This is a genomic window from Nonomuraea sp. NPDC059194 (assembly GCF_042754765.1).
GTDB lineage: Bacteria > Actinomycetota > Actinomycetes > Streptosporangiales > Streptosporangiaceae > Nonomuraea.
The window spans coordinates 25,071-37,261 of record NZ_JBHZBH010000061.1 but is presented as its reverse complement, the minus strand read 5'-3'; the positions used below and the strand labels follow the sequence as shown (position 1 = coordinate 37,261).

Sequence of the window (12,191 nt, the reverse complement as noted above, 5' to 3'; positions counted from 1 at the left end):
CAAACACGTATATTGATATCCGTCCCCTGCTGCGGCCCCCGAGTGGGTACACGTTCTTCCCTCCTGGGTTTTGGCTGATGTTGCCGGCCATCAAAAGACGGCCGGCAACTTCCGCAAACGATCTTAGAAACGGTCTTCGCGGTGTGTGAGTGATCGTTCGCTAGAGCGGCTTCTTCTTACCAAGCGTGGATCTTGCTCTGCATCCCACGCCGTCATAGCGAACGCTGTTCCAGTTAACCGGGAAGATATTCCCGTAGTTGCGTTCGACCTTGCACCACAGATCATGCAGGACCGGTGTCGTTACATACCTGGTGGTGACCGGGTGCCCCATGCCGTTGTCGTGAGTGTATTTGAAGTCGAATGAATACTCTGTGTGGAGATAGTGCTTGTAGCGGGTCAGCCAGCAGTTGACTCCCGAAGCCACATGGCACTCTGATTCGATGAGGGCCTGAGGAAGGATAACCTTGTGTCGGATCTTCGATGTCGGTTTTCCGTTGTATTCGGAGCACTTCTCGCTGGCGTCGCCCGAGAACGTGAACCCCCAATTTAGGCCGACCTTCTCCGGCTCGACCGAAGTGCCCACCGTCGTCGAGGTCCTGACGACCTTGCTCAAGAAGCAAGCTCCACCGGTCTGAGACAACTTGAAGTTCTTGACCAGCGTTTTGCCGAACAGCGTGTTATAGCCCCAGAAGTCCCAGGTCGGTTGGAGGATCGAGACATTTTCATAGCTGTCGATCAGCCAGCGCTGATACGCTCCCGTGCTTCCTTCACCGACATCGGCTGGCCAGTGCGACTTGAAGAAGGATCGGACAATCCACCCCTTCGTCCCCAGGCGGTCTCGGACTTCACAGTTGATAATCCGTTTGCTCTGCTGCTTTCCGCACGGGATCATCGCTGGCTCGTTGCCGCCAGCGCCGCCGCCGCCACTGATCGGCGGAATGTCGGCGTGATCGGTGGAGTCCTCGTTCTCTTCGATCGGGGCGTCGATGATGGTGATATTGCCGCAACGGTCGAACACGAAGATCGAGATCGTGGCTTCGCTGGGTTCGATCGTCCCCGCTGTTGCTGCGGAGGTCCGCGCCGGTGTGGCATTTGGCGCAGGTTCCGTGGTTTCGGTCCACTTCCGGGTGACCTCGACGGTCACGCGAGTGCCGCCATCAGGCATGGCCTGGACCACGGGATTGGACAGCTGCACGGAGGAGCCGGAGCGGGTCTTTCCGTTCTGAGTCATGGCGTCCCGCTCCTGCACCAAGGTCACGTTCAGCAGGGACAACTTGGCGGTGCTGGGTGCACTTGGGGTGACGCCTGAGGCATCCCAGATGGTTGCGGCGCGGCCTTCTAGCACGGCGTCCTGCGCCTGGTAGTAGGCGTTAACGCGGTCGAGGTAGGCCTGCACGCCAGACTCTGAGGTCGCCGCTTTGGTCGCCGCGGAGGGCGGCGTATCGAGGAAGGGAACACACGGTGTACCTGGAGTCGGAACGGGTGGCGGCGGGACTGCCTTGGTGGTGGCGTTGACGCCTTCCCAAGCACTGCTGCCAAAGGCGGTCTTGGCCCTCACCTTGATGGAGTAGGTCTGGCCATTGGCCAAGCCGCTGATAGCTGCGTAGGGCTCGCTCACCTGCAGGCTCTTGACACTGCTGCCGCTGTTGTCTGCGACCTCGACGTCGTAACCGTCAAGCATGGCCATGCTGCCGTTGGATTTCGGCAGGCCCCAGCTCGCGAGAACACTCGCGTCGCCGCCCGAGGCGGTGAGATTAAGCACCTCGCTGGGCGGGCCAGCTGGTAGGTATGTGATCGCTAGCGCGGGTTGCTCGGCCGCTCTCGCGTCACCGAAGGTGATGACCTCATCCTTGTTGGACGTGAGCAACAACCAGGAGAAGGCGTCATCCCCAATGTCAGCCTGCGGACTGGACAACGGCAGGGAGTGCGGCGTCACGTTCGGGTCTGCATCGGCTGCCAGGTCGGAGCCCTTGGATTCGCTGGTAACGGCGCTCTTGAGCGAGGTGGCGGTGATGACTGCGTCGCTCGGACAAGTTCCCGCCGGGCACGTGGAAACACCGAGTTTGAGGACGCCCTCGGAGACACTAACGCCGTTGGGCAACTCGTCAAGCTTGAACCCGATGACCGCGGCCGTCTTGTCGACTCCGGTGCCGCCGATGCGGATGACGGTGTCGTCGGTGACGGTGCACGGGTTGCCGTTGCAGGCGGTGGGGTCGGTTTTGGCGGTCTTGATGACGAAGCTGTCCTTGCCCAGCGTCAGCGTCTTGATGTCCTCCGCCGGGGGCGGTGGGGGTGTACCGGGGGTGGTGAAGGAGATCGAGGCAGTCTTGGAGGTACAGACCTCATCGGCGGCCGTCTCGCCGCTGGCGCAGGCCACCATCTGCCACTGATACGTCGTGCCCGGCTGGACGGTGCTGGCCGGTATCTGGAAGGAGGCCCGTTCGCCACCGTTAACGGTGCGGGTGCCTAGCGGCGCGGAGCCGACCGGGGTGCCTGCGTTGTCGTACAGGTAGTACTTGGCTGTGACTGGTCCGCCGGAGGGGCGGTTGACCATGCCGGACAGGATTGGCCGGGTCGGGTCGGCCATGCCGGTTTCGGTGTCGGAAGGCAGCATCGGCGCATCAGAGGTGATGCGGTAGGCCGGGCTCTCGTTACATGAAGGCGGGCTGACTCCGGCGCGGCATGCCTTGACGACGAACTTTAGGCTGGCCGGGTTGTGGAGCGCGAAGGTCTGGTTGATGACCTGGCCGGAGGGTTTGGCGTTGTAGCTCGTTGCGGCGACCTCGCCGTACAGGTCCTTGATCTCCTTGAGAGTGAGGGCCCGCTGGTAGAGACGCATGTCATCGAGTGAGCCCCGCAGGCTCTGGATCTCGGACGTCTTACGGCTGCCGATCCGGAAGGGGCCACTGGTGACCGTCCCGGTGGGCGTGTAGTCGGTTTCAGCGGACAGGGCGCCGTCGATGTAGAGCCGGATTTTGGCTGCGGCGGCGTCGTACATGGCGATCAGGTGGGTCCAAGTATCAATTTTGGCCAGTTTGGCCGAGTCCACCCACACGCCGTAGCCGGTGGAGCCGCCGGTGCCGGAGATCTGGAGTCGTACCTTCTGCCAGCTGCTGCCGAGGTAGTACAGGGACATCCCGAAGGGGCTGCCATCTTGGCTGGCGATGTACTGGATGCTCTCGCTGTCGGACAGTTTGACCCAGGTGCTGAGGGAGAAGCTGGCATTCTGGTTCAGCACGGGTTTGCTGGTGGTGGCGTAGGAATTCGGCAGGTCCGCACCGTCGTTGAGCAGGACAGCTCCGCCCAGCTTGCCAGTCGTGGCCGCATGCCGGCTGCCGGTGTAGGTGGCGGTGTAGCCGTTACTGCTAGCGTCGGCGGCAGCTGCGGCGCCCGTCGCCTCATCGAACTTCCAGTGCGCGGCATGACCGGTCGGGAAGGATGGCGGGGGCACCATGGTGGAGTCATTGACCGTGACGGTGTAGTCCAGGTTGGTCGCTTCCGGCACGGCGGACTTGAAGCCGACCTTCACGTTCTGGCTGCGCGCGATGGCATCGTTGCCCGTGAGGGAGTCGATGGATTCGGCCGTCACGGTGGGGATCTCGGGCGGCAGGAAGTAGTTGACCGTCAGCTTGGGCGGCTTGCCGCCAACACGCTCGGCGGAGTGGTAGTAGATCCAGAATCCGCTGCCCTGGCTGGGCGCGTTAGTGTAAGAACCCGATACTTGGACACCTTCGCTCTGCGCTCCGCCAGCCCAGGCGTTGGCCATTGCGGTGATGTCCCAGGTGATGGTCCGCGGGATCCAGTTGCCGTCGGGATCGAGCTGCGAGGTATTGGGACAGATTTGGATGGAGGAGCCGAAGCTGGTCACCGCTGGCTTGTTACTCCACCCAACATTGTCGGCATTCCATCCCGAGGTGACACGTTTGACTTCCACGCCGCCGGGCCCGTACCAGCGGCAGCCGACGTCTTGTTCGGCATACATTTCCAGCCGGGCGTTGCCGACTGATCGACCGGCCAGCACCGAGGTGTCGAACTTGAGTAGCGAGTTGACGTTGGTCAGGTGACCGTCGGTGTAGGTCCGCGAGACGCTGGTCTCGAGCTTGGGCGAGGCCGGTGAGGTGTTCGCGTTGGAGTCGTTGCTGATCACCTTGTCACTGAGCAGTGGCAAGGTCGTGGTGGGGTCCACGGTCAGGGGGTAGCGGGTGGCCGGGTCATTCAGGAACGCCGGATCCGGTGTCAGAACCAGCAGTTGCTGGCCGTTCTCCGTCACGACCTGCGTGTCGATCTTCCCGGTACGGGGTGGCTTGACCTCGCGGGTGTTGGCTTCGGCGGGGCTGGGTCCAGCATCGATGGCCACCGGTTCGGCGGCGGAGGCGACCCGTTTGCCCTTGCCATCGGTCAGGGTGAGGCCCTTGCCCTTCTTGCTCTCGGCGAGGGTGAGCCCTTCGGTTTGGACCGGGATGCGGAACTCCACCGGGCCTGTGGGGCGTTCCCGGAGCACGACGTCGTGCCGGAATCCGGTGGGCAGGGCGGTCACCACGAGGTCGGCCATGGGGCCGGCCGCGTCGATGTATCGGGCGACGTTGCCGGTGATCTCCGGCTTGGGGAGATCCTTCAGCCAGGACAGAGAGAACTTCTGCCCGTTGCCTCGTTCCATGGATGCGAACGGCCCGTTACCGCCAAGGGAGAACTGCACGTCGGCCTTGGCCAGCTTGGGCTTGAGAAACCCGTCCTGCTCCACCAGGTCCGTGTTGATGAAAGCCCATGACCCATCGGGCTGCTTCAGCTGCGAAGGGCCCGCATACGACTGCAGGGTTAGATGCCCATCGGGGTAGGCCCAGGTGCGGGAGGTCTCGGTGTAGACCGCCTCCACCGCCACTGGCTTGCCCTGCTTCTTGGCCTCCTCGATCGCGGCGCGTAGCGGCGCGTCCGGATCGGCTGGCCGGGGGAATGTCGTCACGGACGGAGCAGCCGTGTTGGAACTGCTGGACGGCTCGGGCTCGGCCACAGCCGCACGGGTGGTACCCGTCACCAGGAGCGATGCTGTCACCGTTAGCACCGTTGCCGTGGCGAGATGCCGCCGCGACCGCGACCGTGCCCTCGCTAACCGTTCTAACTTGCTCACGAACACCTCAATCAGCTGGTGAGTTGATCTGTCAGAAGATCTTTACTCAAGGGTGACGCCGGTGAGCAATATGAGATGAATCACTACAGATTTACCTTAAATATCTGTAATGATCCGGAGCTCAGCGCGATGGTGTGACGTTTCCGCCGTCAGCCGAGCGTCCGATGATGGCGGCTCAGGGCGGACGAACCCCATGGTCAGCCCCCACACCGGATGCATTCATATGAGGGTCGAAGCTGTACGCCTCACCGTGCACCCAGCCACGGTCTTGCCAAATACATGCGCAATTCAGACCCCAAAAGCCGCTGCCGCCCATTCTGACCTGCGAAAAAGCACAGTCCGTGCTTCTGACTTCTAATCCGACGGTCGCAGGTTCGAATCCTGCAGGGCGCGCTTTGATCATGGTGCTGACCTGCGGAAATGCATGTCACTTCAGCCACACGGAACATTGCTCTAGTCCATCGGTGCTCGCGCGGTGTGTCAAGTTCCGGTACCCGCGTGACGGTGTATGTTGTGTGGTTCCGGTAGATGGTGGACACATCGGTTCCGGTTCCTGCGCGACGGTTTGAAGACGCGGTTCCGGTAGCTGGGCGACAAGGTTCCGGCTGGTGTGCGACAGCAGTTCCGGTAGGTGCGCGACACCTCGGGGTGGCTTGCCGCTTGTTGTGGTTCGGCTCTTGGCTGTGGGTCGTCATTCCTGCAGCGAGGGAGCCGATGGCCATGCTGGTGGAGCTGGGTGTGGTGGAGCAGCGGTATCGAGCGGTGGTCGAGGTGCTGGAGGGCGCGTCGGTGACCGAGGTCGCCCGCCGGTTCGGGGTGGTGCGGCAGACGGTGCATCGGTGGCTGCGCCGGTATGCGGCCGACGGCGGGATCGCCAATTTGGCGGATCGGTCGTCGCGGCCGGCTTCGTGTCCGCATCAGATGACCGCGGCGGTGGAGGCGCGCATCGTGGCGATGCGGACGGCGCACCCGGGCTGGGGGCCGACCCGGCTCGTGCACGAGTTGGAGCGGGAAGAGCTGGCGCCGGTGCCGGGGCGTTCGAGTGTGTATCGGGCGCTGATCCGGCATGGTCTGATCGAGGCGAGTCGCCGGGCGCGCAAGCGGGCCGATTACAAGCGGTGGGAACGCGGCCGGGCGATGGAGCTGTGGCAGATGGATGTGATGGGCGGCATCCACCTGGCCGATGGCAGCGAGTGCAAGGTGGTGACCGGGATCGATGACCATTCCCGGTTCGTGGTGTGCGCGACGATCGTGGCGCGGGCCACCGCGGGGCCGGTGTGTGCGGCGCTGCGCGCGGCGCTTGACCGGCATGGGGTGCCCGAGCAGGTTCTCACCGACAACGGCAAGGTGTTCACCGCCCGGTTCGGGCCGGGCCCGGGGCCGGTGGCCTTCGACCGGATCTGCACCGACAACGGGATCAAGCATCTGCTCACCGCGCCGTATGCGCCAACCACCACGGGGAAGGTGGAGCGGCTGCACAAGACGATGCGGCGCGAGCACTTCGACGGGTGCGAGCGCCGGTTCGCCACCGTCGCGGCGGCGCAGGCGGCGCTGGATGCCTGGGTGGAGACCTACAACACCGTGCGGCCGCACCAGGCGTTGGGCGGAGGCTCACCCGTCCAGCGGTTCCGCCTGGCCGGCGAGCAGCAGGTGGCCGCGGCGCCGCGGCAGGCAGCGGCCGAGGTGGTCGCGGGGGCATCGCGGCGCGGGGCACGTCCGGCCGGGGTCACCCGGTGGGTCGACCAGCGCGGGCAGATCTCGCTGGCCGGGTTCGGCTACCGGGTCGGGCCGGTCTTCGCCGGCGAGCTGGTGGAGGTCGTGGTCGGCGGCGGGTTGGTGGAGGTGCTGCACCGCGGGGTGCTGGTGGCCACGCATGTGCAGCGCAGCAGGCCGGGCAGGCAGAGCGCCGAACAGCCGCGGGTGCAGGCGGCGCGACGGGCGCGGGCGGCCAGCACCGGTCCGGTGGTGACCCGGATCGCCGACGGTGGTGGGGCGGTGTCGTTCGCCGGCAGCATGTATCAGGCCGGGCGGGCCTGGGCCCGCCCGGCACTGCATCCAGGTGTCGATCGTGGCCGGATCGGTGCAGCTGGCCGCCGACGACAAGGTGATCCGGGTGCACGCCATCCGGCACGACCGCACCAAGGAACACGGCGCCTTCGCCACCCCCGGCGGCCGTCCCCGCAAGCCCAAGCCCCCGGCCGTATCCGACCGGCCTGCGCTGGCGGGCTCCTAGCCACGCCCCGGGGCCGGGACCCCCTGCTCCCGGGACCACCCGCCGGCGATGATGCGGGAGGCGACCCCGTCGTCAAGGGCGCCTACGGCGTCGCTACGCGATGGGCTACGCCCCACCCTGGACGGCGGTCTCGCTCTCCCGCGAGGTGGGCGGCTATCGGGTGGGTCCGGGAAGGTCTGAGGCATGTGAACGCGCCGTTCATTTCCGTGAGCCTGCCCTGCGTCCCAGAGCCTGTACACGGCCGGTCTGTCACGCATCTACCGGAACTACACCGTCACGCGGGTACCGGAACTTGACACGCGGAATGCTCTCGGCCATGTTTCCGCAGGTCGGTGTGCAAGTTTCGGAGCGCAGTACGGGGAATCCGACGCTGCAACGACGAAGGACCCCGAGGCTTCTCGGGGTCCTTCCATACGCCCTGGTCATGCGGCCAGCGCGTCCAAGTTGCGCTTGTTGGCCACCTCTTGTTGCCCATCGATGCACTTGGCGTAGACGCGCAACATCACGTCCACTCCGTGCCCGGCTCTGCGCCTGCCGACGACCTCATCCATGCAGTTCAAGCGGCATAGGAGTACTCGTGGAGGACTCCTCCGAGCGCGACCACCCAGCCCGAGGCGGCGGTCCCGCTGTCGAGGTAGTAGCGCTGGCCGCGCGGTCCCGGCGGGCCGACCATGGCTACGGCGTCTAAACGTCCACCGCCGCCGTACCAGATCGGCGTGCCAGCGCAGCAGCGTACCCGGCGTCACGAACAACCGCCGACGACCTTCCGGAGACAGCAGCCGCGCCAGCGCGCTGATGACCGCTCTATCCGCCCACGACGGCTGAGGCCTTGCCACGCCGACGCAACACCGCGAGCTGATGATGCAAGACCAGAATCTCCACGTCCTTCGACCTCTGCGAGCGAACCAGCAGCACCAGCCAACCCGCGAGCCGGACAAAGATCAAATACAGCAGACGCAACGCCATGAACGGCGATCATGCCCATCCACAACGCGAACACCGAACCCCAGGTCAACACCACGGGCCGAGTATCGGGCACCCACAGGGTCTGAGCTGGTGTTTCTTCGGCCGTTGCGCACGTCACCTGGTTGCGTCCACGGATGTGGTGCATGAGTCGATCTTCTTGAAGCGTCTGTCCGTGTTGTTCGTGGTGGAGGTGGCGACGCGGCGCGTGCACATCCTGGGCGTGCTATCCACCCCAAGGGCACAGCAGGCCGCCCTCGCGCTCACGCACCCACAGGCCCGCGCCCTGACATTGCCGGTGTCGTAGTTATGACATGACCGAAACCGCCACCCTCTTGGGCTTGTCGCGCATCGCCCTGCTTGATCGACTTTTCTCGTCAGGGAGAGAGGAAGACAAGCATGGTAGGCAGAACGTTGGTCGCGGCGGCCGTCCTGGCGGCGGCATTGGCCGCGACCTCGTCGGCGAGCGCCGAAACACCCCCACCCGACGCTGCCGCTGCGAAGAGCGTCACACTGGTCACCGGTGACCGGGTCAGCGTGGAAGGCGGCCGGATCACCTTCACGGCCGGTCCCGGCCGGTCGAGCGTCCGCTACATCACCCAGGGCACCAAGGACGATTGGACGCTCATCCCGCTCGACGTCGCGGGCGCTGTGGCCAGGGGTGTGCTCGACCGCAACCTCTTCCGGGTCCCGCAGCTGATCAAGGACGGTCTCGGCGAGAAGGCACTGCCGCTGATCGTGCAGTACCGCCAGGGGGCGGCGCCGATGACAGCCTTATCCGGGGCGCGTCCACTGGCCTCCATCAACGCCGTCGCCACCGCGGACGCCCCCTGGGCTCAGCTCAGCCAGGACCGGTCGGTGCAGAAGGTGTGGCTGGACTCGCCCGTCAAGGCCACGCTCGACCGCAGCGTGCCGCAGGTCGGCGCGCCGCAGGCATGGCAGGCCGGTTTCACCGGTGAGGGCGTCAAGGTGGCCGTCCTGGACACCGGCGTTGACGACCGCCACCCTGACCTGGCCGGGCGTGTGGAGGCGGCGGCCAACTTCAGCCAGAGTGCCGACGCCGTGGACCGCCAGGGGCATGGCACACACGTGGCCTCCACCATCGCCGGTCAGGGCGTGGCGGGCACGCCCGCGCGCAAGGGCGTCGCGCCCGGCGCCCGGCTGCTCAACGGCAAGGTGCTCGACGATGCGGGCAGCGGCTACACCTCCGACATCATCGAGGGCATCGAGTGGGCCGCCCAGCAGGGCGCCAAGATCGTCAACATGAGCCTCGGCGCCCCCGACCAGGCCGGACTGGACCCGCTGGAGCAGGCCGTCGAGCGTTACTCCGCCGAGCGCGACATGCTCTTCGTCATCGCGGCGGGCAACGAAGGCCCCCGCGCGGGCAGCCTGGGCAGCCCCGGCAGCGCCGACGCCGCGCTCACCGTCGGCGCCGTGGACTCCGCCGACAAGCTCGCGAGCTTCTCCAGCCGCGGTCCCCGGGCGGGCGACTTCGCGCTCAAGCCCGACCTGACCGCTCCCGGCGTGGCTATCGCCGCGGCCGAGGCGGGCACTGGCGGGCACGTGCGGATGTCGGGGACCTCGATGGCCACCCCGCACGTCGCGGGCGCCGCGGCCATCCTCGCCCAGCAGCACCCCGGCTGGACCTCGCGAGAGATCAAGGCCGCCCTTGTCGGCTCGGCCAAGATCGGCGAGAACGTCTGGGAGTCGGGCACCGGCCGTCTCGACGTGGCCAAGGCGGTACGGCAGAGCGTCACCGCCGATACCGGCACGCTCGCCTTCGGCCACCTGCGCTGGCCGTACGAGGAAAAGCCTATCGAGCGCACCCTCACCTACCGCAACATCGGCAGCGCGCCCGTCACCCTGAACCTCGCCCTGGAGGCCACCGACCTCGCCGGGAAGACCGCGCCGCAGGGTGTGTTCACGCTGAGCGCCGCGCAGGTCACCGTCCCGGCGGGCGGCAGCGCGCCGGTCACCGTAACCGCCGCGCCCAAGGCGGCCTCCACCACCGCCTACGGCGGGCGGATCACCGCCTCGGCCGAGGGCGTGGCCCTGTCGACCCTGCTCAGCTTCGGCAAGGAGCCGGAGAGCTACGACCTGCGCGTCAAGCTGATCGACCAGCTCGGCACCGTCCCCGACGACTCCGAGGACTTCATGCCGATGACCTTGATGCCCGAGGACGGCGGCCCGCTCATCGACATGGGCATCAACCACGGCGACAGCGAGGGCCCGATCCGCGTACCGGCCGGCCGCTACCTGGCCTACACCGTCATGCGGACCGCATTCCCCGACGGCCACGGGGAGCTCAGCGTCGTGCCGGTCACCGGCCTGGAGGTGAAGGGCAATCGCGAGGTCGTCTTCGACGCCCGCACCGCCAAGATGATGGAGGTCGAGACGGACCGGCCCGACGCCAAGACGACGGGAGAGGAGTTCGTCTTCTTCCAGAAACGGACGGACGGCCAGGAATGGGCGGCGAGCTTCTCCATCGACCGCTTTTCCCTGCCGCGCAACGTCGCACCCGACCCGCTGCGCTTCCGTGTCGCGCCCACCACCACCAAGGCGCCCGGGTTCCGCTTCGAGAAGTTCACCCAGCTCGCCGCCCAGCGCTCGGACGGCACGTTCACCAATAGCCCCTACGTCTACAACCTCGTGCTGCGCAAGGACGGCGTGGTGCCGGGCAAGCTGCGGGTGCGTGATCGCGAGCTGGGCAAGGTGCGCGCCGACCTGGCCACCTTGCGGGCGGACGCCATCGGCGCGCCGGGCGCCGGGCCCACGGCGGGCGGACCCCTCGGCGACGGCTACACGAGCTGGAGCCAGACGATCACCGCCTTGCCCGTGACCCAGTCCTGGTACTTCACTCCCGGCATCCCCTGGGAGCGGGCCCTGGAGACGATGCCGAGCGGGCGGCTGCACCAGACGCTGGAGCACGCCAACGCGCGCGCCTACCGCGCCGGTCGGCAGGAACACGAGCGGTGGAACTCGGGAGTCGTGGGTACGGCCCTGCAAGATCGGACCCTGGTGACCAGGACCGATGACGCGATCAAGGTCGGCAGCCTGCCCTTGTGGCACGCGGCCGGGCGCGACCGCGTCACCGGCAGCAGCGACTTCGGCGAGGGCACGACCACGCTGCTGCGCGACGGCAAGGTCGTCGCGACGGCCGAGCAGTTGCCCAACTACACCGTGACCCTGCCCGTCGCGCCCGGCCCGGGGCGTTTCCAGCTGCGCGTCGAGGGAACGGCCGACCCCCGGGCCACCGAGCTGTCGTCCAAGCTCACGACCGAGTGGTCGTTCACCTCGGCAGGCACGGGCCCGGTGCCGCTGTTCGTCCTGCGGGCCGAACCCGAGCTCGACCTGAACAACGCCACCCGCCCCGGTCTGATGGCGCTGCCGCTACGGCTGCAGCGCATGGAGGGCGCGACCAAGCCGATCACCAAGGTCACCACCGAGGTCTCTTCCGACGGCAAGTCGTGGCATCGGGCCGCGGTGGTGCCAACAGGCCGTGACTCCTGGCGTGCCCTGCTGCTGACCCTGCCGCGCTCGGGCGACTCGCTCTCCCTGCGGCTCACGGCCCGCGACAGCGCGGGCGCCACGGTCAGCCAGACCGTCGAGCGTGCCTTCCTGGTGCGCTGAGCCCCTCGAGAGCGTGCCGGCGCACGAGCGTGTGCGCCGGCACGCTCTCTTGCCGTGCCGCGACGCTCCTTCGCAGCCGCCGTACGGCCAGCGTGAGCACCAGGGTGGCCGCCGCCCACTCCTGCTCGGCCAGCACATACTCCAGAGTGAGCGTGTTGACGTGTGAGCCTGCGGTCGACGTGACCACCACGGTGCTGTGCCACATCACGCCTGCCCTGCCCCGGAGCCGGTACATGACCG

Annotated in this window: 5 protein-coding genes, 1 tRNA gene and 1 pseudogene; 3 read left to right on the top strand and 4 right to left on the bottom strand. The window is 66.8% G+C overall.

What is annotated here, in order from left to right; all coding sequences use genetic code 11:
* Nucleotides 1-160: 160 nt before the first annotated feature.
* The gene (locus ACFXJ8_RS41070) at nt 161-5,050 is read right to left on the bottom strand and encodes a LamG-like jellyroll fold domain-containing protein (protein WP_379650522.1); all 4,890 of its coding nucleotides are present in this window, start codon (nt 5,048-5,050) and stop codon (nt 161-163) included.
* A 406-nt stretch (nt 5,051-5,456) separates the two neighbouring features.
* On the opposite strand from ACFXJ8_RS41070, the gene ACFXJ8_RS41065 reads away from it, so the two are divergent.
* Nucleotides 5,457-5,515: transfer RNA gene (locus ACFXJ8_RS41065), tRNA-Arg, on the top strand.
* 330 nt (nt 5,516-5,845) lie between these two features.
* Nucleotides 5,846-7,396, top strand: a pseudogene (locus tag ACFXJ8_RS41060) (IS481 family transposase); the annotation flags it as partial.
* A gap of 384 nt (nt 7,397-7,780) precedes the next feature.
* On the opposite strand, the gene ACFXJ8_RS41055 reads toward ACFXJ8_RS41060, so the two are convergent.
* Together ACFXJ8_RS41055 and ACFXJ8_RS41050 are read right to left on the bottom strand one after the other, a co-directional pair.
* Entirely contained in the window at nt 7,781-7,909 is a 129-nt protein-coding gene (locus ACFXJ8_RS41055; protein ID WP_379650521.1) for a hypothetical protein, read from the bottom strand.
* A 253-nt stretch (nt 7,910-8,162) separates the two neighbouring features.
* Nucleotides 8,163-8,324 carry a hypothetical protein gene (locus ACFXJ8_RS41050; protein ID WP_379650519.1) on the bottom strand — a complete coding sequence of 54 codons (162 nt, stop codon included), beginning with the start codon at nt 8,322-8,324 and terminating at the stop codon, nt 8,163-8,165.
* 396 nt (nt 8,325-8,720) lie between these two features.
* Between ACFXJ8_RS41050 and ACFXJ8_RS41045 the strand changes: the two genes are divergently transcribed.
* Nucleotides 8,721-11,951, top strand: a complete 3,231-nt coding sequence (locus ACFXJ8_RS41045) for a S8 family serine peptidase (protein ID WP_379650518.1) — start codon at nt 8,721-8,723, stop codon at nt 11,949-11,951.
* On the opposite strand, the gene ACFXJ8_RS41040 is transcribed toward ACFXJ8_RS41045, so the two are convergent.
* A complete protein-coding gene (locus ACFXJ8_RS41040) occupies nt 11,914-12,186 on the bottom strand; it encodes a hypothetical protein (protein ID WP_379650517.1) in 273 nt (90 codons plus the stop codon). The two genes, ACFXJ8_RS41045 and ACFXJ8_RS41040, sit on opposite strands and share 38 nt — an antisense overlap.
* Between the last annotated feature and the right edge of the window lie 5 nt (nt 12,187-12,191).